This is a genomic window from Hyphomicrobium nitrativorans NL23 (genome assembly GCF_000503895.1).
Lineage (GTDB): Bacteria > Pseudomonadota > Alphaproteobacteria > Rhizobiales > Hyphomicrobiaceae > Hyphomicrobium_C > Hyphomicrobium_C nitrativorans.
Genome location: NC_022997.1, coordinates 403,300 through 423,991, shown reverse-complemented (window position 1 = coordinate 423,991; position 20,692 = coordinate 403,300). Strand labels below are relative to the sequence as shown.

Sequence of the window (20,692 nt, the reverse complement as noted above, 5' to 3'; positions counted from 1 at the left end):
AAGCGCCAAGGCGGCCAGTGTCCAGCACTCGCGCTGTTAAGCCCTTAACGGGCGCACCGATCAGCCGCCGGACGTCCCGACCAGACGCAAACGGATATAATCGAGCTGGTCGAAGTTCCCGTACTTGATCACGAGGTTCCCGCTCTCGCCGGACCCCCGCTTCACCTCGACTTTGAGCCCCAGCGTATCCGCAAGCTCCTTCTCGAACGCCTTCGTGTCGGCGTCCTTTTCGCGCGCCGTGCGCGCACCCGTAGACCCGGGCTGGCCGATCGGCCCGGCCTGCGCCAGCGCCTCCGCCTCCCGCACGTTGAGGTTCTGCTCCACAATGTGCTTCGCGAGCGCCTCGGCGTCTGCCCGGCCGACAAGCGCACGCGCGTGCCCGGCGGTCAGTCGCCCGTCCAGAACATAGGCTTGGATCGAATCCGGAAGCTTCAGCAATCTCAGAGTGTTGGCGACGTGACTTCGACTCTTTCCGATGATCTCGGAAACCTGCTCCTGGCTGTAGTCGAAGCGCTCGATCAGCTCCTTGTATCCGCCCGCTTCTTCGATGGCGTTGAGGTCGGCACGCTGCACGTTCTCGATGATCGCGAGTTCGAGCACCTCGCGATCCGAAAGGTCGCGGACGATGACCGGCACCGTGTGCAAGCCGGCTTTCTGCGCCGCCCGCCAGCGCCGTTCGCCAGCCACGATCTCGTAAGCCTGCGCGTCTTCCGGATGCGGGCGCACGACGATGGGTTGCACAAGCCCCTTGGTGCGGATGGATTCGGCCAGCTCCGAAAGCTCCGGCTCCGCGAACTCCTTGCGCGGGTTGAAGCGCCCGCCGCGAAGCTGCGCCACCTGCAAGGACCGCTGCTCGCCCTCGGCGGGAATGCGCGGCTGAGGCTGACCCTGCGGGATGTCCCCGATCAAAGAAGCGAGACCACGGCCAAGCCGGTTCTTGGGCAGCGATGCGTTCATGAACATACCCATTTTTCTATTCGTTCAGAGATGGTTACGCAGCTTTGGTCTGACGTTCGCGTTCGATGATTTCGGTCGCCAGGCGGATGTACGCCTGGCTGCCCGCACAATCGTAATCGTAAAGCAGGATCGGTTTGCCGTGCGACGGCGCCTCCGCGACGCGCGTGTTCCGCGGAATGACGGACTGGTAAACCTTGGGCCCGAAAAACGCCCGCACCTCGTCCGCGACCTCGCGCGACAGCGTGGTCCGCGCATCGTGCATGGTGAGCACCACGCCCTGGATTTCGAGGCTCGGGTTGAGCGAAGCGCGGATCTGGTCGATCGTGTCCTTAAGCTGCGAAATGCCTTCCAGAGCGAAAAACTCGCACTGAACCGGCACCAGCACGGCATCTGCTGCGGCCAGCGCGTTGAGCGTCAGGATATTGAGAGACGGCGGGCAGTCGATCAGCACGTATTTAAAGGCCTCATCGGCCGGGCGAGACTGAGATTGCGCAACCAGCGCCGCAACCGCGTCCCGAAGCTTGTAAGCCCGGCTCGGATCGCCCGACAAATCGGCTTCGAGCCCGACCAAATCGGAGTTCGCCGGCACGACGAAAAGGCCAGGGATAGCCGTCGGAGCCGCCGCTTCGAGCAGGCTGACCGAGCCGCGCACCGCGTCATAAGACGTCCGGGCCCGCATTTCGGGCGGCACTCCGAGCCCCGTCGAGGCGTTGCCCTGCGGGTCGAGGTCGATAACAATCACACGCTCGCCAATCGCGGCCAACGCCGTGCCGAGATTAATCGCAGTCGTCGTCTTGCCGACGCCACCCTTCTGGTTGGCAATCGCAAGCACTCTGAGTTTCGAACCTAGGCCTGTCACGGGGCTAACCCTCCGTCTTAACAGCCAAATTTCGGACGATCACAATACGCGCCTCAGCGTCCGTCAGACTTGGGACGAGTTGGCTATCGAAATCGAATCGCCGTTTCGCCTCGCCGACCTCTACCTCCGCTTCGCGGCCTTTTGGGAACACAGCCACGGTCTGGGGAGAAAAAAACGGCAGAACGAGCCCCAGAAGCTTCGGAAGAGGCGCCAACGCACGCGCCGTGATTGCATCTCTTATCCGAGAGTTAGCCTGAGTCGCGGTATTTTCGATCCGTTCGACCCGAATCTCCACAGCCGCGCCAGTTTTGCGGGCCACCTCGCGAAGAAAAGCGGCCTTCCGAGAATCGCTTTCGACGAGGGTCATGTGGGCTTCGGGAGCCCGCTCTGCCAGCAAGATGGCCAGGACGAGCCCCGGAAATCCGGCCCCGGACCCGAAATCCAGCCAGTTTTTCGCATCCGGCGGAGAAAAATTCAAAAGCTGGGCGGAATCCGCGAAATGCCGGTGCCAGGCGTCGTCCAAGGTCATGGGCGAAACGAGATTTATCGTCCGCTGCCACGTCCTGAGCAGCGCCTCATACACTTTCAGCCGATCGGCCGTTTCACGTGAAACCCCGAAGACCTCGCGAAACGCCTCAGCAGAACGGATTCGCGGCCGGTCCTCACTCATGAGGCCAATTTCCGCGTGGAATGCTTCTTCACAGCCGCCAGAAGCTGCATCAGCGCGGCCGGCGTCATGCCTTCGATCCGCCCGGCCTGGGCCAGCGTCGCCGGCCGCTGCGCGATCAGCTTTTCGCGGAGTTCGGCCCGAAGGTTCGGCAAAGCCGCATAATCGAACGCCGCCGGGATCGAAATGGCCTCGTCCTTCCGAAGCGCTGCGACATCGGCATCCTGACGCTCCACGTACGCCGCATAGCGGGCATCGACCTCGACCTGAGCCGCAATCGTGGGATCGATCCCGGAAAGCTCAGGCCAAATCTGAGCCAGACGCCGCAAAGTCATATCGGGATAAGAGAGAAGTTCGAACGCAGTTCGACGCCGCCCGTCCCTGTTAAGTTCGATTCCGTTTCGTTCCGCTTCACGCGGAGAAACAGAAAAATTAGAAAACATCTTAGCTATACGCTCTAATTCATTGTTTTTATTACGAAATGAAAAAGAACGAACCGTGTCCACACACCCCAAATCGACGCCTTTTTGCGTCATGCGCTGATCGGCGTTATCTGCCCGCAATCTCAAGCGAAATTCGGCCCGCGACGTAAACATCCGATAGGGTTCCGTGACCCCCCGCGTGACGAGATCGTCGATCATGACGCCAAGATAGGCGTCCGCCCGCGAAACCACGAAGGTTTTGCCCCCGCCAGCAGCCTTTAGCGCCGCATTGAGGCCCGCGGCGAGGCCCTGCGCGCCGGCTTCCTCGTATCCCGTGGTGCCGTTGATCTGCCCGGCGAGGAAAAGCCGCCGAAGCCGCTTCGTCTCAAGCGTGGGCAAAAGCTCGCGCGGATCCACGTAATCGTACTCGATGGCGTAGCCATGCTGTGTGATCTGAACGCGCTCAAGCCCAGGTAAAGTCTTGAGAAAAGCCTCTTGCACATCGGCTGGTAACGAGGTCGAGACGCCGTTCGGATAGACAGTGTCGCTGTCGAGACCTTCCGGCTCCAGAAAGACCTGGTGCGCGCTGCGGTCCGCAAAGCGCACCACCTTGTCCTCAATGGACGGGCAATAGCGCGGCCCGCGCGAGGCGATCTGGCCCGAATACATCGGCGAGCGTTCGAGATTGGCGCGAATGATCGCGTGCGTCTTCTCCGTCGTCGCCGTAATCGCGCACGTCACCTGAGGATTGGTGATTTTCTCGGTCAGGAAGGAAAACGGCACCGGCTCGGCGTCGGCCTCTTGCTGTTCCAGCGCATCCCAATCGATGGAGCTGCGCGCGAGCCGTGCGGGCGTCCCCGTCTTGAGCCGCCCCATGCGAAGACCGAGGCCGTACAGCCGCTCGGAGAGCTTCAAAGCAGGCGCTTCACCGACCCGACCCGCGGGAATAACAGAATTTCCTAAGTGGATGAGACCATTGAGAAATGTTCCAGTCGTCAAGACGACGGCTCCGGCCCGGATTTCGTCACCGGCCTGCGTGGTCACGCCCTGCACCTCGTCGTCGACCACGATCAGGTCTTCGACCGCACCTTCCAGAACCGTGAGGCCCGCAGTCTCGCAAATAGCCTCTTGCATCGCGGCCTTGTAGAGCGCGCGATCCGCCTGCGCGCGCGGCCCTTGCACGGCCGGACCCTTCGAGCGGTTGAGCAGCCGAAACTGAATGCCGGCGGCATCCGCCACGCGGCCCATGAGGCCGTCCAGCGCATCGATCTCGCGCACGAGATGGCCCTTGCCGAGCCCGCCGATGGCCGGATTGCACGACATGGCGCCAATCGTGTCGAAGCGATGCGTAATCAGCGCAGTTTTGGCGCCCATGCGCGCAGCCGCGGCAGCAGCTTCGACACCTGCATGTCCGCCGCCCACCACGATCACATCGAAGATCTTTGCGCTCATCCGCTGTTGGCTCGCTGCTCTATTCAGCGCGAGAGATACAGGAGGCCTTTCCGGGGGTCAAAGCGCGGATGAGCACGGACTGAGACGGACTTGAACTCACCGGAACTCACTTGAGGCGGCGTAGAAACTGGCACTGGCATCGAGAAAACGTGTGGAAACGCAGATGTAACGCATACGGACACCCCAATTCCTCGCGAGCATTCCCGCGTGCTCAGTCGGGAGATGCGGAATGCTGAGATTGGCTGGTGGCGTTGGTCTCGCACTCATGCTCGGAGCGTGCGCCGGGCGCGCGCCGCACTTGCCGCCCCTCGTCCTGGCGTCGGACCAGGCTCTGAACTGCGAAGCAATCCAAGCCGAAACCCACCGCAACAGCGCGCGAATATCGACCCTCGCCACCGAAGAAAGTCTGAAGCTCGGCCAGAACGTCGTGGCCGGTGCGGCTGGCTTCGTGATCTGGCCCGCTTGGCTTGCCCTCGATTTCCAGAACGCAGCCGGCAAGGAATCGCAGGCGTTCTCGCAACGGAATGCCTATCTCGCATCCCTTGCCGGAAACCGCTGCAATCCGGGCAACTCGGCAAGCACAGCGGCCCTTCCTCTTGCCCCCACGACACCAAGCACCCTCGGCACCAGCGCCGGGATGTCCACAAGCCTCGTCAGCTATTGACTGGCCCCAAGTGATTCACGTGAAACATGAAACGCCGCGCGGAAGCACGGAGGCAAAAAAGGATTCACGTGAAACATGCGCTGCGGGCCGAAACGGCTCACGCGCTGCAGCGCTCAGGTATCCACAAAGCCATAAAGGCCAGCTTCGTCGAAGCGCAGCTTGTCGAGCGCAGCGCGCGCAGCCTCAGCCTTGTCTTTGCCCTCGTCGTCGATTCCGAGGTGATCTTTCAACGCGGCATCCACCTTCTGCCCGTCCGTTCCCTTGGGATCGATGATGGCGTTGACGAACGTGTCGAGCGAGAAGCCGAGCTTGTCGAAACCGAGCTTCTTTTCGATGGCCGAAAGGATCAATACGCCTTCCGGCTTCATTTTGATTTTGGTGATCTCGGCCTGGATGGCCCGCCCGAAAGACGCATGGTTTTCGTGATCTTCGAGCTTGATGCCGAATTCGTCTCCGAGACGCTTCATGAGATGAAGCTTCATCTCGATAGCGCTCGGCTCGTTCGGCTTGAAAAGAGCTTCGGAAACTTTGGCGTTTGCACGGCTCGCCGGTCCGGCACCGTCTTCGCCGCTCGCCAGCTCCACGCCGTTTGCGGCCGCAACGAGAGATGCACCCGACGCGGCGGGAGACGTTTCGCTCGAAGACAGCGGTCTCATCGCCTGCTGCAAGATCTGCACGGCGCTCGACTGTGTGGAGGAAACAGAGGTCACGGGCGAAACCCAGCGCAAGCGGCGGCGATGTCGATCATCCTGGCGCGCGTTTCTTAAGATTTCGGTAACGATGCGCCGGACGACGTGATCGAAAATGGATTCACGTGAAACGTTTCGCGCTGAAAGATCGCAAAAAACGGATTCACGTGAAACATCTGATGCACGGAAACCGGCACAAAAGGATTCACGTGAAACGCACCTGAAACATGAAGTGCCACGTCAGCCGTCTTCACTTCCCGATGCAGAAGCGGCCGAAGATCTGGTCGAGCACGTCCTCCACATCCACGCGCCCCGTGATCCGGCCCAGCGCATCCGCCGCGCGGCGAAGATCCTCGGCGCGAAGCTCCACATCATCTGATGCCCCTTGGAGAAACGCGACGAGACTGTCGCGCGCAAGCTCCACCAGCCTGCGGTGACGGACCTGCGTCAGCACCGTCTCCCCAGGGTGACCGATGCGCTCGGAGGCGATCACCTGAAGGCGCTCGACAAGATCGGCAACGCCCTCGCCGCTCTTCACCGAAAGCGGCACCATGTCGTCCGGAAGCACAGGCGCCGATCCGCCAGAGAGCAGATCGACCTTGTTGAGAACGAGCAGCGTCCGGTCGGCGACGGCGGCGAGTTCCGCCGGCATCGTCGTGCGCGGGCCCGTCGCGTCGGTGAGCCACAGCACGAGATCCGCCGCCTGGGCCACAGCCAGGCTGCGCCGCATGCCTTCGCGTTCGATGTCGCCTGCGGCCTCCCGGAAACCTGCCGTGTCGGATACGATCACCGGAAGGCCCTTGAGATCGAGCCGCACCTCGATGACATCCCGCGTCGTGCCCGCCTCCGCCGAGACGATGGCGGCATCCCGCCGGGCAAGCGCATTGAGCAGGCTCGACTTGCCGGCATTCGGCGGCCCGGTGAGCGCAACCCGAAACCCCTCGCGCAGGATCTCTCCGCGATGACCGTCGTCGAGGTGATGGTTCACCGCAGGGACCAGCACCCCGATGATGGATCGCGCTTCCGCGAAGGTCTTCTCGCCGATGTCGGCTTCATCCGAGAAATCGAGCCCGGCTTCAACGTAGGCAAGCGCATCGATCACGCTCGCCCGCCAGCCCTCGTAGAGCCCCGAGAGAGCGCCCGTAGCCTGCGCCAGTGCCTGGCGCCGCTGCCCCTCGGTCTCGGCATCGATGAGATCCGCGAGGCCTTCCACTTCGGCAAGGTCGAGCTTCCCGGCTTCGAACGCGCGACGCGCGAATTCGCCCGGCTCGGCAAGCCGCAGGCCCGGCAGGACGGTGAGCGCTGCGAGAACGGCCTGCACCACCGCGCGCCCGCCATGCAGATGAAGCTCCACCACGTCCTCGCCGGTGAAGCTCTTGGGTGACGGGAACCACAGCACCACGCCGCGGTCGAGAACCGTCCCGCCCTCCGGATGACGGATCGCACGGCCGACGGCGCGCCGTGGCTCAGGGCGCGGCGCCGCCATGAAGTCCAGCACGCGCCCGGCGCCCGTCCCCGAGATGCGCACGACCGCGACGCCTGCGCGGCCGGGAGCGCTCGCGAGAGCGAAAATGGTGGGCTCGGGTTGTGAGGTCATCGCGAGGGGGGTATCCGGAACACTTGCATGGGCTTTGCGGGTTATCGTTGAAACCCGCCATCGAGGATCGGAAGGATAAGATCATGAGCCGCAACCGCCTCGGCGACGAGAGTAGCCCCTATCTCCTCCAGCACAAGGACAACCCCGTCCACTGGTGGGCCTGGGGACCGGAGGCGCTGGCCGAGGCCAAGACGACTGGCAAGCCCATCCTGCTTTCCGTCGGCTACTCCGCCTGCCACTGGTGCCACGTGATGGCGCACGAGTCCTTCGAGGACGACGAGACAGCGGCCGTGATGAACGAGCGTTTCGTCAACATCAAGGTGGATCGCGAGGAACGCCCCGACATCGATGCGATCTACATGGGCGCGCTGCACAAGCTCAACCAGCAGGGCGGTTGGCCGCTCACCATGTTCCTCGACAGCGACGCGCGGCCCTTCTGGGGCGGCACCTATTTCCCGAAGGTGCCGACGTATGGCCGGCCCGCCTTCATCGAGGTGCTCGAACGCATCTCGGACGCTTACCATCAGCAACCCGAGAAGGTGGCCGGCAACGCCAATGCGATCACCGAAGCGCTCGCTGAGATGACGGAGAGCGGCGCGGGCCCCGAGGTGACCGATCCGCTCATTCGAGAGATCACGGGGCGTCTCGCACACCTCGTCGATCCCACGCACGGCGGCATCACGGGCGCACCGAAGTTTCCGCAATGGAGCTTCTTCTGGCTGCTCTGGCGCGGCGCGATCCGCTATCGCAATGACGCAGCCAAGCAGGCGGTGATCACCACACTCGAACGGATGAGCCAGGGCGGCATCTACGATCACCTCGGTGGCGGGTTCGCGCGCTACTCGGTGGACGAGCTTTGGCTGGTCCCGCACTTCGAGAAGATGCTCTACGACAACGCGCTGCTGATCGATCTGATGACCGAAGTGTGGCGCGAGACGAAGAGCCCCCTGCTCCAAGCACGCGTCGCGGAAACGGTCGCGTGGCTTTCACGTGAAATGGTGGTCGAAGGCGGCGGGTTTGCAGCCGCGCTCGATGCCGACAGCGAAGGCGAGGAAGGCAAGTTCTACGTCTGGTCTGCGGAGGAAATCGAACGCGTGCTCGGCGCGGAAGATGCAGCCGTCTTCGCGAAGGCCTACGACGTGACGCTCGATGGCAATTGGGAAGGCCACACGATCCTGAACCGTCTCGATGCGAAGACGCTCGGATCGGACGGCGAGGACGCCAAGCTCGTGGCGCTGCGCGCGAAGTTGCTCGACGCGCGCGCAGGCCGCATCCGCCCCGGCTGGGACGACAAGGTGCTCGCCGATTGGAACGGGTTGATGATCGCAGCACTCGCGCGTGCAGGCATCGTGTTCGATCGATCGGACTGGGTGACGATGGCGCGCACAGCCTTCACCTACGTCACCGAAAAGATGACCGTCGATGGACGCATCGTTCACTCAATCCGTCATGGTCGCGGCCGGGCGCCGGGCACCGCGCACGATTACGCGAACATGATCTGGGCCGCGCTGCGTCTCTACCAGGCAACGGGCGAAAACGCGTATCTCGCGAAGGCCATCGAATGGGTCGCAATCCTCGACCGGCATTACTGGTCGGAGGATGCAGGCGGTTACTTCACCGCCGCCGACGATACGTCGGACGTGATCGTGCGCCTGCGCACGGCAAGTGACGATGCAACTCCCGCCGCCAACGCGACGATGGTTTCGAACCTCGCGGCACTCGCAACACTCACGGGTGACTCGCGCTTTGTAAGACGCGCCGAGAGCATAATGCGCGCGTTCTCCGCCGACCTCGCGAAGAACCTCGTGGCCCATACGGGTCTCCTTGCCGCAGCGATGGATCTATTGGCTCCGCAGCTCGTTGTCATAGTCGCGAGCGAGTCCGAGCCGCACTCCGCGCTTGGCGCGGTCGCACGCAGCATGTCGATTCCAGGTGCTGTCGAACTCGAAGTCCGCGGCGCCATCGGCGCGCTCGGCCCCCCGGCCCTGCATGGCAAATCGGCAGAAGACGGAAGGTCAACAGCCTATGTCTGTGTCGGCCCTCAATGTTCCCTCCCGGCGAACAGCGAAGCCCAGTTGCGGCAAGCTGTCCTCGACCTTCGTTCTGTTGCGTGAGGTCAAGGTTTCTTACCGACGATGTAAGGAAAAATCATGTGAAAACCGTGTTTACCACGGTTAGACTTCGTGCGAGCAGCGCTCGTCCACGTATCCTATTGAGTTGTCGAGAAAGTCTGAGACGAGGCCCTCATGAATTCTGGACCACTTCGCACTCTTGTCCGGTATGGATATTTCCCGTTCATGGTGCTCGGCCTCAACGGCGCGGCGTACTACGTCGTCGCTTATGGTCATTCCTATGCTTGGCTCGCACTCCTCATCGGCATCCTCCTGGCAACGGCGTTCGCGGCGGAGCGGATCCTTCCCTGGTATGAGGAATGGAACCACTCGCACGGTGACGAAAAGACGAACATCTTTCATGCCATCGTCTACGAGGCGCAGAACCTCAACGGCATCCTCACGATTCCGCTTGTGGCCTGGCTGACGTCGGGAAGCCTCAACGCGGGGATCTGGCCGACGGACTGGCCGATCTTGGCGCAGCTCATTCTGGCAGTCGTGCTGGCCGATTTCGCGCTCACCTATCTCCACTATCTAAGCCACCGTTTTTCATTTCTATGGCGGCTGCATGCGGTGCACCACGGCGTGGCGCGGCTCTATGGATTTAACGGACTGGTCCGCCACCCGCTGCACCAGATCATCGATTTGGTGCTCGGCACCGCGCCGTTGGCGCTTGCAGGCATGCCGGTTGAGGTTGCCGCGCTGCTCGGGTTTGTCATCACGGTGCAGCTCGTCGTGCAACACTCGAACGTAGCTTACGCGCTTGGGCCGCTGCGCAACCACCTCGCCATCGGGCAGATCCATCACTTGCATCACGTGAACTGGGGCAAGGAAGGCGACTGCAACTTCGGCCTGTTCTTCACAATCTGGGATCGCATGCTCGGCACCTTCCATCCCGAGCCCCCGCGCCCCATCACGGCGCGCGACATGGGCGTCGACGAAGTTCCGGACTTCCCGAAGCGGTACATGGACCAGCTCGCGTTCCCGCTCCATTACAAACCCGGTGAGGGTGTGCAGTCCGGCTTGAAGACGAAAGCCGAGACCCAGAAACCGCCGCAAACGGCCGCCGCTCAAGCCCGCGCCCTCCACGACGCGGCAGAGTGAGCCGAAGCTAAAAAAAAGCGCGCCGACCCGATTTGGTCCGGCGCGCTTTTTCTATTCGAATTATCCGTTCTACGTATTCATCGACTGGAAGAACTCGCCGTTGGTCTTGGTCGAGCGCAGCTTGTCGATGAGGAACTCGATGGCATCCATCGTTCCCATCGGGTTGAGAATGCGCCGAAGCACATAGACCTTCTTGAGCTGATCCTTCGGCACCAGCAGATCTTCCTTGCGCGTGCCGGAGCGCGAGACATCGATGGCGGGAAACACACGCTTGTCGGAAACCTTGCGGTCGAGAATGATTTCCGAGTTACCCGTGCCCTTGAACTCTTCGAAGATGACCTCGTCCATGCGGCTACCGGTATCGATCAGCGCCGTCGCGATGATGGTGAGCGACCCGCCTTCCTCGATGTTGCGCGCGGCGCCGAAGAACCGCTTCGGACGCTGCAACGCGTTGGAATCGACACCGCCCGTCAGCACCTTGCCGGATGACGGCACCACGGTGTTGTAGGCGCGGCCGAGGCGCGTGATGCTGTCGAGCAGGATCACGACGTCCCGCTTGTGCTCGACCAAGCGCTTGGCCTTCTCGATCACCATTTCCGAGACCTGCACGTGCCGCGAAGCCGGCTCGTCGAAGGTCGAGGAGATCACCTCGCCCTTCACCGAACGCTGCATGTCGGTGACTTCCTCCGGCCGCTCGTCGATGAGCAGCACGATGAGATAGCACTCGGGATGATTGGCGGTGATGGAGTGGGCGATGTTCTGCAACAGGACGGTCTTACCTGTCCGCGGCGGCGCGACGATGAGCGCGCGCTGGCCCTTTCCGAGTGGCACCACGATGTCGATCACGCGGGCCGAAAGATCGCGGATGGTCGGATCTTCGATTTCCATCTTGAGCCAGCTCGTCGGATAGAGCGGCGTCAGGTTGTCGAAGTGGATCTTGTGTTTGACCGCTTCCGGATCCTCGAAGTTGATCCGGTTGACCTTGAGCAGCGCGAAATAGCGCTCGCCCTCCTTGGGGCTCCGGATCTCGCCCTCGACCGTGTCGCCGGTCCTGAGCGCGAAGCGCCGGATCTGCGATGGCGAGATATAGATGTCGTCCGGACCGGGCAAATAGTTCGCATCCGGCGAGCGAAGAAACCCGAAGCCGTCCTGAAGCACTTCGACGACACCGACTCCGGTGATATCGATATCCTTGGCGGCAAGCTGCTTCAACGTCGCGAACATCAGCTCCTGCTTGCGCAGCGTGCTGGCATTCTCGACGCCGACTTCTTCGGCAAAACTCAGGAGCTCGGTGGGGGACTTGAGCTTGAGGTCCTCGAGCTTCATTTCGGTCATGCAACCGCTCCATAGCGGCCACGGCAAGAAGGGCGGGACAAGTGGGTGCCGGGCCTGAGGTGGGGAATTGGAAGATCCGCGGCCGGTGAAGCCGCGTTGTCTGGTGCCAGCACGGATGGGCTATGGCACCACTCACTGGCCGGAGAGACCAGGAGCCGATTCAATCTGGAGCCCCTTATATAGCAAACGAAAACGGCGAGCGAAAGCGTCTCGAAGAGAACGCGTGCGCGTCAAAACGGTTTCACGACCACCAGAATGACGATCCCGGCCATGAGGGCTGCCGGCACCTCGTTCCAAATCCGCCAATGGCGCGTCGAGGCCGTGTTGCGATCCTCGGCGAAACGGCGCACGGCGGCCGAGTAGTACCCATGTACCCCAGAAAGCGTGAGGACCAGAGCCAGCTTGGCGTGAAACCACCCGGTGCCGAAGAGGCCGCCCTGCCAGCCAAGCCAGAGTCCAAGCACCCACGCCGCGATCATCGCGGGATTGACGATGATCCGGAGCAGTCGCCGCTCCATCACCTTCAGCGTTTCGGACAGTTCCGAGCCGGGAACGGCCTCGGAATGATAGACAAAAAGCCGCGGCAGATAGAGCATCCCCGCCATCCAGGAAATAACGGCCATCACGTGCACGGCCTTGAGCCAGAGGTAAGCATCCGGCCCGAGCAAGAGCACGGCGACAAGGCACAACACCGCCGTGATCGCAACAGCGACCGCTGCTCGCTTTCCCGGAGAGGCATGCTCGTCGCTGGCACGGGTCATCTGCAATCAACCCATTGATTCATTGGAAGTTATCTCCGAGATCGCACCCGCTCGACGAGCTGCGCCACATGCTCCGGCGGTGTTTGTGGCACGATTCCATGGCCCAGGTTGAAGATGAATCTCTTGCCCTGCATCAGGTCCAAAATTTCGTCCACACGCGCGTCCAGCCGCGCGCCGCCCGCCACCAGGAGCAAGGGATCCAGATTGCCCTGGACCACCACGTCGTCCTCCTCGAACGTCTCGCTCATGAGAAACGGCGGCGCAGCCGTGTCGAAACTCACACCGTCCACCCCTGTCTCGGCCACGTACCAGACGACGGCCGCGCCTGCCCCGCGCGGAAAACCAATGACGGGAATGTCCGGATGCCGGTCCTTGATGGCTTCCCGGATCTGACGCGTGGGCGCCACAACCCAGCGGTCGAACTCGTCGTCCGGCAGCGATCCAGCCCAGGTATCGAAAATCTGGAGACAATCCGCACCGGCTTTGACCTGCAAATCGAGATATTCGACGGACGTCTCGACCAGCGTGTCGATGAGATCCGCGAACCCTTCCGGATCGCGATACGCCCAGAGCCGGGCCTCTGCCTGGTCGGGCGACCCGCGCCCCTGAACCATATAGGTCGCGACCGTCCATGGCGCCCCGCAGAACCCGATCAGCGCCGTCTCCGCCGGCAAATCCTGCCGCAGCCGCTGAACCGTCTCCGCGACGAGCGCGAACTTGGTGCCCGTCGCACCCACGTCGAGCCGCGAAAGATCGGTCGCGGAACGGATCGGATCGAGCCTCGGCCCCTCGCCTTCCTCGAACCGGACCTCCTGGCCCAGCGCATCCGGCACCACCAGGATGTCCGAGAACAGAATGGCGGCATCGAAACCATAACGGCGGATCGGCTGCAGCGTCACCTCGGCGGCCAGCGCCGGCGTGTAGCAGAGGTTCAGGAACCCCCCCGCCTCGGTCCGCGTCGCCCGATACTCCGGCAGATAGCGCCCCGCCTGGCGCATCAGCCAGATCGGCGGCACCTTGAGCGCCTCGCCACGAAACGGTGCCAGGAACTTCCGTTCCGCTGTCTTGAGCCCGCCTTCTCCACCGAGAGCCATTTCTTTCCCTTCAATCAGATAAGAATCTTTTTGAGTTATTGTTGTTCTTATTAGGCCTGCGGAGTGTGGGGATTGCTGCCGTTTCCCCACGTTCTCCCACGCCCGTTCCGCTCTGGGTAACGTTCGACACAACGTCTTGCGTCTCCGTGCCAGTGCGCGCCACTAGTCCCGTTGGCAGCCATCGGAGTCAACCACTTACGCCCGCGCCGCGATCGCGCAGGTCCGGGGATATCGTGTTGATATGCGCCGTGGGCCTGTCGAGAGCTGCCCAATCAACAGGGATGCCCATCGCATAAGAAAATTGGTTCATCTCGGCCATAATGAGAGTATCTCGGTGGACAACCGGGCCCTTTTACCAACGGCCCCCTGCAACTCGACCCCACCCCGGGATAAATCGGCTCTTTATTCACAGATGACCAACAGCCGGCCGAGCTACTTCCACCTCCATCTCGTCTCGGATTCGACCGGCGAGACGCTGACCACGATCGCCAAGGCGGCGGCCGTTCAGTATTCGCAGATGCGGCCCATCGAGCATATGCATCCGCTCGTTCGCAACGCGCGCCAGTTGAAGCGCGTACTTCAGGAGATCGAGCAGGCACCGGGCATCGTGCTCTATACGATCGTCAACACGGACCTGATTTCGGAGATCGAGCAGCGCTGCAAGGAGCTGAAGGTTCCCTGTTACGCGGTGCTGCAACCGATCATGCAGGTGTTCGAATCGTACCTCGGCGCGCCGCAGACGCCGACCGTTGCCGGCCAGCACGTGCTCGATGCCGACTACTTCCGCCGCATCGACGCCTTGAACTTCTCGATGGCGCACGACGACGGCCGCCTGCCGGACAACCTGAACGAAGCCGACATCATCCTGCTCGGCATCTCGCGCACATCGAAAACGCCGACGAGCATTTATCTCGCGCAGCGCGGGTACAAGACGGCCAACGTGCCGATCGTGCCGGGCCTGCCGTTTCCGGAAGAGCTGGCTGGAGATCATACCGCGTTCGTGGCCTGCCTGATCGCAAGCCCGGACCGCATAGCGGAGGTGAGGCGCAACCGCGCGCTCCTCATCGGCGACCGGGACCTCGACGACTATGTCGACCGCAGCCGGATTGCGGCCGAGATCGCGATCACGCGCAAGCTCTGCGCGAAGCATGGCTGGCCGGTAATCGACGTGACGCGCCGTTCGGTCGAAGAGACGGCAGCCACCATCATTCGCCTGATGCAGGATAAAGAGGCGGAAGAGCGGGCCGCGGCGGAGGATAAGGAAACCGCAGCGGAATCCGGCCATGAGGCGTAACGCGCCACACCTCGTGTTGGCGTCCGGCAGCGCGACACGCCGCGCAATGCTGGAAGCCGCCGGCATTGCCGTGACCGTCACGCCCGCGGATGTGGACGAGGCGGCGATCCGCGACGGGCTGCTTGCCGACACTCCAGGCCTTCCGCACGCGCGCATCGCTCTCGCGCTCGCCGAGGAAAAGGCGAAAGCTGTAAGTGCGCAGCATAAGCATGCGCTCGTGATCGGCGCGGATCAGGTGCTCTCGTTCGAAGGCCGCCTGTTCGAGAAGCCGCGAGACATGGACGACGCACGCGCTTCGCTCGTGGCGTTGCGCGGAAAAACGCATACGCTGCATTCCGCCGTGGCGCTGGGCGTGAACGGTGAAACCGTTTGGCACGACGTCGCTGTCGCGCACCTCACGATGCGTGCGTTCTCCAATAATGCGCTCGACGGATATCTCGCGCGCGTGGGCGATGTCGTCCTGACGTCGGTCGGCGCCTATCAGATCGAAGGCCCTGCGGTTCAACTTTTTGCGGCTGTCGAGGGCGATCACGCGACGATCCTCGGAATGCCGCTGCTGCCGCTGGTGGCGGAACTCTTGCGGCGAGGAGTGCTCGAAGCATGAAGCGAGCCGGAAAACAAGCGTGTGTCATCGGCTGGCCGATCGAGCATTCGCGCTCACCCGCGATCCATGGCTATTGGCTCGACCGTTATCGCATCGACGGCACCTATACGAAGGAAGCGGTGCGGCCCGAAGATGTCGAGACGTTCTTGCGCGGTCTCGCAAACGCAGGGTTTTCCGGCTGCAATGTGACCATCCCGCACAAGGAAGCGGCATTCCGGATCGCGGACGAACGGGATGCATCGGCAGTTGCGGTCGGCGCGGCGAACACGCTGTGGCTCGAAGGAGCGCGCCTTTGCGCGGCCAACACCGACACCTACGGCTATATGACCTATCTCGCGCTCCAGGCCGAGGATTGGAACCGCCGTGACGCGCCGGTCTCGATCCTGGGCGCGGGTGGTGCGGCGCGCGCCATCGTGCACGGCTTCCTCGAAGCGGATGTTGGGGAGATCCGTCTGTTCAATCGTTCGGCCGAACGCGCCGCAACGCTCGCCGCCGACTTCGGCCCGCGCGTCAAAGTCTTTCCGTGGGAGCAGCGCTCGCGCGCCGCAACGGAAAGCGCGGTTCTGGTCAACACGACAGCGGTCGGCCTCAAGGGCGAAGGATCGCTCGACATGGATTTCACGGACTTTCATCCCGACTGCATCGTGTCCGACATCGTTTATGTGCCGCTCGAAACGGCGCTCATCCGCGATGCGCGCCGCCACGGGCTGCACACCGTCGATGGGCTCGGCATGTTGTTGCACCAGGCGGTGCCTGGCTTTGAGAAATGGTTCGGCGTACGGCCCGAGGTGACGGACGAACTTTACGACAAGATCGCAGCCGACATCGAGGGCGCGCGATGATCGTCGTTGGCCTCACCGGATCCATCGGCATGGGGAAATCGACGATTGCGGACATGTTTCGCCGCCGCGGCATCCCCGTGTTCGACGCGGACGCGGAAGTGCACCGTCTTTACACGGGTGAGGTGACTGCTGCCGTTGAAGCCGCGTTCCCCGGAACGACGGAGGACGGCCGCGTCGACCGCGTGCGCCTCGCCGCCGCGTTGAACAACGACGAAACCCGTTTCCGCAAGCTTGAGGCGATCGTGCATCCGCTGGTGCGCGCGTCCGAAAGGCGTTTTCTTCATACTGCGCACGAATCGCATGCCGCCACGGCCGTGCTCGAAGTCCCGCTATTGTTCGAAACGGGGCGCGACAAGCAGGTGGATGCCGTGGTTGTCGTCTCGGCGCCTGCGGATGTTCAGCGCGCCCGCGTTCTCGCGCGGCCCGGCATGACGCCGGAGAAGCTCGACGGATTGCTCGCACGGCAAACGCCGGATGAGGAAAAGCGCCAGCGCGCCGACTTCGTTGTGGATACGGGTGGCACGCTTGCCGACAGTGAAGCCCAGGTCGATGCTATCCTCGATTCGCTGAAATCGAAGCCGGCCGAAGCCTACGCACGGCACTGGCAAGACCTCTGAATGCACACCGGACCGCCATGCTCCGCGAAATCGTCCTCGACACGGAAACCACCGGCCTCGATCCCCGCAAGGGCGATCGGCTGGTCGAAATCGGTTGCATCGAAATCGTAAACCGCAACCCGACAGGCCGCGAGTTTCACCAGTTCATCAACCCTGAGCGCACGGTGCCTGCGGAAGCCGAAGCCGTTCACGGGCTCTCCACGCAATTCCTGCTCGACAAGCCCGTGTTCGCCGACGTCGCGGGCGATTTCCTCGACTTCATCGCGGGCGACACGCTCGTCATTCACAACGCCACGTTCGACGTCGGATTCCTCAATGCGGAGCTGGAGCGGCTGAAGCTCGGTCCGCTCGCCATGAGCCGCGTCGTCGATACGCTCCAGCTCGCGCGGCGCAAGCATCCCGCAGGACCGAACAGCCTCGACGCACTTTGCAAACGCTACGGCATCGACAACTCGAAGCGCATCAAGCACGGCGCGCTGATGGACTCGCTGCTGCTGGCAGAGGTGTACGTCGAGCTTTTGGGCGAACGGCAGGCAACGCTTGGGCTCGGCTCGAACCGCGGGTCGGCGGCGCGCGATGGCCGCACCGGCGGCCCGGCGAAACCAGCCGCACGCCCGGCACCCCTCGCCCCGCGGCTCTCCGCCGCCGAGATCGAGGTCCATCGAGCGTTTGTCGAAACGCTCGGAGAGAACGCGCTGTGGAAGCGTTATCTCGCTTCCGAGAAAACGGATGACGCTGCCTAGACCATGATCGCTTCGGACCCTATCAGTCCGAAGCGTGAATCATCGGTCTCGCTAAAAAGACCATGATCGCTTCAGACCCTGCCAGCCTGAAGCGTGAATCATCGGTCTGGCTAAAGTGACTAGCCCGATCAGTTGGGCTTGGAGTTGGCGGCTGCCGCCATGTCCTGCTTCCGGCGCATGAAAAGCTGTCCGAAGTCGATCGGATCGAGCAGCAGCGGCGGGAAGCCGCCTTCGCGCGTGATGTCGGCCACGAGCCGGCGCAGGAACGGGAACGTCAAGGTCGGGCAGTTGACCAGCAGGAACGGCTCAAGCGCAGCTTCAGGCATGTTCTTGATGCGGAACAGACCCGCGTAAAGCACTTCGAGATCGTAGATCGTGCCGTCCTTGTTGGAGGCGACGGCCTTGAAGTCGATCACGCTCTCGAAGAAGTCGTCCTGCTTGAGCTTCTTGGCGGCAACGTTGATTTCGAGCTTGATGCTCGGCGGTTCGGCCGGTCCTTCGAGAAGCTTGCCGAGGCTCGGGTTCTCGAACGAGAGATCCTTGATGAACTGTCCGACGATCTGCGCCTCGACGGCCACCTCGTTGGAATCGGTGCCGGCTGCGGCTTGCGGTGTCGGCTTCTTTTCTTCTGCCATGATCAGCGAACTCTCGTTTTTCTTGTCGCGGCCGCTCTTGGCGACCCTCCCAGGGGCCGGCGCATGGATTTATTGGCAAAACCCCGGTCCGGTGGGCAAGCTGCTATCACGGCGGGGGTGCAGCCGCAATCGGCCAATATCCCATTTTATGATGGCATCTTGGCCAGTTGCGGCCCTAAGAACGTTTGGCAACCACCGCGTTGTAGCCTAAGTTGCAGGGCATGATCGGCGTGCCTCTGAAGTGCGGTCCCTCTCACCGCAATGGGGATCTGCGCCTGGACGGACCTCACGAGCGATCTTACATCAGGGCAGAAGCCCAAATTCAGGGCGTTGCCGGGAAAGCTGCCAAGACATGGATGGCGAAATCAATCTTCTGACGCTTCTGTCTCTCGTCGTCGCCGTTGTCGCGATCATCAAGCTGAGGAGCCTCCTCGGCCGGCGGACGGAAGAGGACGAGTCCCGCATCGAGCGCAAGCGCGAGGCGATGAACAAGCAGGTTGCCGGTGCGCAGTCCGATAAGGTGGTTGCGTTGCCCCAGCGCGGCCGTCAGGCCGAGCCGGCCGAAGCGACCGTCTCGGTGGCCGAGGTCGAGGAGCGCATTAAGGCGTTTGCCGGTGCGGACACACAGCTCGCCACACGCCTGATGGATATTCTGCGCCTCGACAGCACGTTTGAGCCCGAGACCTTTATCCGCGGCGCCAAGCAGGCTTACGAAATGATCGTGACGGCGTTTGCCGAGGGCAATCGGCGCATGCTCCGCGATCTCCTGAGCGCTGATGTGCTGGACAGCTTCAGCCGCGCGATTTCCGAGCGCGAGCAGCAGAACCTCGTCATCGACCAGAGCTTCGTCGGCATCAACAAGGCGGACATCCTCGAAGCCGAAGTCAGCTCCAAAGGCATCGCCAGCATCACCGTGCGCTTCGTGAGCCAGCTCATCAGCGCCACGCGTGACAAGTCCGGCGAAATCGTGGATGGGGACGAGTCCCGCGTGAAGGACGTGACCGACATCTGGACGTTCTCGCGTGACATTTCCAGCAAGGAAGCACGTCGGAATCTCAACTGGAAGCTGGTCGGCACGCAGTCGCCAAACTGATCCTGCCGCCCCGCCGCACCCCGCCCGATGCCCCTTGGAGCCCCAACGTCTGAGCCGGTGAGCCTCGCGGCGGCCTTCTCGCCCGTTCCGTTTGCGGAGCTTCCGGGCTGGGGCGATGACGATCACCTCGCGGCGTTTCAAGCGTTCGCAAGATCGGCGCCCGCGTTGCGAGAAGCCGGAGAGCGGGCATCCGGCAAAACGAAAGCGGCAAATGCGGCACTCGTTGCGGCGGCCGAGCTTGCCCTGTCCAAAGCAGACGCCATCACGACCCGCGACGCAGCGCGCGCCTTCTTCGAGCAGATGTTCGTGCCGCATCGCGTGGAGCACAAAAGCACGGCGGGGCTTCTCACCGGCTATTACGAACCCGTGCTCGATGCGTCCCGCGAAGCGAGCGGCGCCTTTCGCGTTCCCATCTATCGCCGCCCGCCCGATCTCGTGAACCTCGTGGGTGAAGCGGAACGTGGCGCACTGGCGGATGCTCCCACCCACGCGCGCAAGACAGCCTCCGGCGTGGAGCCCTATGCCACGCGCGCCGAGATCGAAGCGGGTGCGCTGGCCGGCGAGGGCCTCGAACTTGTCTGGCTGGAAGATCCCGTCGATGCGTTTTTTCTGCACGTCCAGGGTTCGGGACGCATCCGCTTCGCTGACGGCGAGAGCATCCGCATCACCTACGACGGCAAGAACGGCCATCCCTACACGTCGATCGGGCGATACCTCATCGATACCGGCGCGATGGCGGCCGAAGAGATGTCGCTCGATGCCCTCAAGGTGTGGCTGACGGCGCATCCGGAGAGCGCGCGCCGGGTGATGCAACAGAACAAGTCATTCGTATTCTTCCGCGAGCTTGACGGCGATGCGGACGCCCCTCTCGGCGCGTTGGGAACCGGATTGTCGGATGGCCGTAGCCTTGCGGTCGATACCGGCTATCACGCGCTCGGAACGCCGATTTACGTCGCGGCCCCCACACTGAAACCGTGGGGAGAACGTAGCTTCGAACAGCTAATGATCGCGCAGGACGTGGGCTCCGCGATCCGCGGGCCGGAGCGGGGCGATATCTATTTCGGTTCGGGTGAAGACGCGGGGCGGTTGGCGGGCTCCACAAAGCACCCCGGACGGTTCTTCGTCCTGCTCCCGCGCGACGCGGCGTAAGCG

Annotated in this window: 21 protein-coding genes; 10 read left to right on the top strand and 11 right to left on the bottom strand. The window is 62.8% G+C overall.

Going from position 1 to position 20,692, the window contains the following annotated elements:
- Positions 1-60: 60 nt before the first annotated feature.
- From W911_RS01890 to mnmG, 4 genes are read right to left on the bottom strand one after another with little or no spacing between them, the layout of a single operon-like run.
- Positions 61-957 carry a ParB/RepB/Spo0J family partition protein gene (locus W911_RS01890; RefSeq protein WP_041317034.1) on the bottom strand — a complete coding sequence of 299 codons (897 nt, stop codon included), beginning with the start codon at positions 955-957 and terminating at the stop codon, positions 61-63.
- Positions 958-991: 34 nt separating this feature from the next.
- Positions 992-1,816: a ParA family protein gene (locus W911_RS01885; RefSeq protein WP_023785818.1), complete on the bottom strand. Its 825-nt coding sequence runs from the start codon at positions 1,814-1,816 to the stop codon at positions 992-994.
- A 4-nt stretch (positions 1,817-1,820) separates the two neighbouring features.
- Positions 1,821-2,486 carry a 16S rRNA (guanine(527)-N(7))-methyltransferase RsmG gene (rsmG, locus tag W911_RS01880; RefSeq protein ID WP_023785817.1) on the bottom strand — a complete coding sequence of 222 codons (666 nt, stop codon included), beginning with the start codon at positions 2,484-2,486 and terminating at the stop codon, positions 1,821-1,823.
- A complete protein-coding gene (gene mnmG, locus W911_RS01875) occupies positions 2,483-4,357 on the bottom strand; it encodes a tRNA uridine-5-carboxymethylaminomethyl(34) synthesis enzyme MnmG (protein WP_023785816.1) in 1,875 nt (624 codons plus the stop codon). Before mnmG ends, rsmG begins: the two co-directional genes overlap by 4 nt.
- Before the next feature lie 229 nt (positions 4,358-4,586).
- Here mnmG and W911_RS01870 point away from each other — a divergent pair, with 229 nt between their 5' ends.
- Positions 4,587-5,021, top strand: coding sequence for a hypothetical protein (locus tag W911_RS01870; protein ID WP_023785815.1), 435 nt, complete (start codon positions 4,587-4,589; stop codon positions 5,019-5,021).
- A gap of 113 nt (positions 5,022-5,134) precedes the next feature.
- Here W911_RS01870 and W911_RS01865 read toward each other — a convergent pair whose 3' ends face one another.
- Positions 5,135-5,731: a hypothetical protein gene (locus tag W911_RS01865; RefSeq protein ID WP_144083482.1), complete on the bottom strand. Its 597-nt coding sequence runs from the start codon at positions 5,729-5,731 to the stop codon at positions 5,135-5,137.
- Between the two features lie 229 nt (positions 5,732-5,960).
- Positions 5,961-7,307, bottom strand: coding sequence for a tRNA uridine-5-carboxymethylaminomethyl(34) synthesis GTPase MnmE (mnmE, locus tag W911_RS01860; protein WP_023785812.1), 1,347 nt, complete (start codon positions 7,305-7,307; stop codon positions 5,961-5,963).
- A gap of 83 nt (positions 7,308-7,390) precedes the next feature.
- Here mnmE and W911_RS01855 point away from each other — a divergent pair, with 83 nt between their 5' ends.
- Together W911_RS01855 and W911_RS01850 are read left to right on the top strand one after the other, a co-directional pair.
- Positions 7,391-9,421, top strand: coding sequence for a thioredoxin domain-containing protein (locus W911_RS01855; RefSeq protein ID WP_041317031.1), 2,031 nt, complete (start codon positions 7,391-7,393; stop codon positions 9,419-9,421).
- Positions 9,422-9,553: 132 nt separating this feature from the next.
- Positions 9,554-10,522, top strand: coding sequence for a sterol desaturase family protein (locus W911_RS01850; protein ID WP_023785810.1), 969 nt, complete (start codon positions 9,554-9,556; stop codon positions 10,520-10,522).
- Positions 10,523-10,591: 69 nt separating this feature from the next.
- Here the strand turns inward: W911_RS01850 and rho are convergent, their stop codons facing one another.
- The 4 genes from rho to W911_RS18845 form a co-directional block, all read right to left on the bottom strand.
- Positions 10,592-11,857, bottom strand: coding sequence for a transcription termination factor Rho (gene rho, locus W911_RS01845; protein WP_023785809.1), 1,266 nt, complete (start codon positions 11,855-11,857; stop codon positions 10,592-10,594).
- 230 nt (positions 11,858-12,087) lie between these two features.
- Positions 12,088-12,618 carry a protoporphyrinogen oxidase HemJ gene (hemJ, locus tag W911_RS01840; protein WP_023785808.1) on the bottom strand — a complete coding sequence of 177 codons (531 nt, stop codon included), beginning with the start codon at positions 12,616-12,618 and terminating at the stop codon, positions 12,088-12,090.
- A 29-nt stretch (positions 12,619-12,647) separates the two neighbouring features.
- On the bottom strand, positions 12,648-13,712 hold the full coding sequence (gene hemE / locus W911_RS01835; protein ID WP_023785807.1) for a uroporphyrinogen decarboxylase: 1,065 nt from the start codon (positions 13,710-13,712) through the stop codon (positions 12,648-12,650).
- Positions 13,713-13,899: 187 nt separating this feature from the next.
- Positions 13,900-14,031, bottom strand: coding sequence for a hypothetical protein (locus W911_RS18845; RefSeq protein WP_280113252.1), 132 nt, complete (start codon positions 14,029-14,031; stop codon positions 13,900-13,902).
- A gap of 93 nt (positions 14,032-14,124) precedes the next feature.
- On the opposite strand from W911_RS18845, the gene W911_RS01830 reads away from it, so the two are divergent.
- From W911_RS01830 to dnaQ, 5 genes are read left to right on the top strand one after another with little or no spacing between them, the layout of a single operon-like run.
- On the top strand, positions 14,125-15,006 hold the full coding sequence (locus W911_RS01830; RefSeq protein ID WP_023785806.1) for a pyruvate, water dikinase regulatory protein: 882 nt from the start codon (positions 14,125-14,127) through the stop codon (positions 15,004-15,006).
- Positions 14,996-15,610: a Maf family protein gene (locus W911_RS01825; protein WP_023785805.1), complete on the top strand. Its 615-nt coding sequence runs from the start codon at positions 14,996-14,998 to the stop codon at positions 15,608-15,610. The genes W911_RS01830 and W911_RS01825 overlap by 11 nt, the downstream gene beginning before the upstream one ends.
- Complete coding sequence (locus W911_RS01820) at positions 15,607-16,452, top strand: shikimate dehydrogenase (RefSeq protein WP_023785804.1); 846 nt, start codon at positions 15,607-15,609, stop codon at positions 16,450-16,452. Before W911_RS01825 ends, W911_RS01820 begins: the two co-directional genes overlap by 4 nt.
- Positions 16,449-17,069, top strand: coding sequence for a dephospho-CoA kinase (coaE, locus tag W911_RS01815; RefSeq protein WP_023785803.1), 621 nt, complete (start codon positions 16,449-16,451; stop codon positions 17,067-17,069). The genes W911_RS01820 and coaE overlap by 4 nt, the downstream gene beginning before the upstream one ends.
- 17 nt (positions 17,070-17,086) lie before the next feature.
- Positions 17,087-17,812 carry a DNA polymerase III subunit epsilon gene (dnaQ, locus tag W911_RS01810; protein WP_023785802.1) on the top strand — a complete coding sequence of 242 codons (726 nt, stop codon included), beginning with the start codon at positions 17,087-17,089 and terminating at the stop codon, positions 17,810-17,812.
- Positions 17,813-17,940: 128 nt separating this feature from the next.
- On the opposite strand, the gene secB is transcribed toward dnaQ, so the two are convergent.
- Complete coding sequence (gene secB / locus W911_RS01805) at positions 17,941-18,447, bottom strand: protein-export chaperone SecB (RefSeq protein WP_023785801.1); 507 nt, start codon at positions 18,445-18,447, stop codon at positions 17,941-17,943.
- Positions 18,448-18,799: 352 nt separating this feature from the next.
- Between secB and W911_RS01800 the strand changes: the two genes are divergently transcribed.
- Both W911_RS01800 and mltA read left to right on the top strand, forming a co-directional pair.
- Positions 18,800-19,540, top strand: coding sequence for a Tim44/TimA family putative adaptor protein (locus W911_RS01800; RefSeq protein WP_023785800.1), 741 nt, complete (start codon positions 18,800-18,802; stop codon positions 19,538-19,540).
- A 27-nt stretch (positions 19,541-19,567) separates the two neighbouring features.
- Positions 19,568-20,689 carry a murein transglycosylase A gene (gene mltA, locus W911_RS01795; protein ID WP_023785799.1) on the top strand — a complete coding sequence of 374 codons (1,122 nt, stop codon included), beginning with the start codon at positions 19,568-19,570 and terminating at the stop codon, positions 20,687-20,689.
- Positions 20,690-20,692 lie beyond the last annotated feature (3 nt).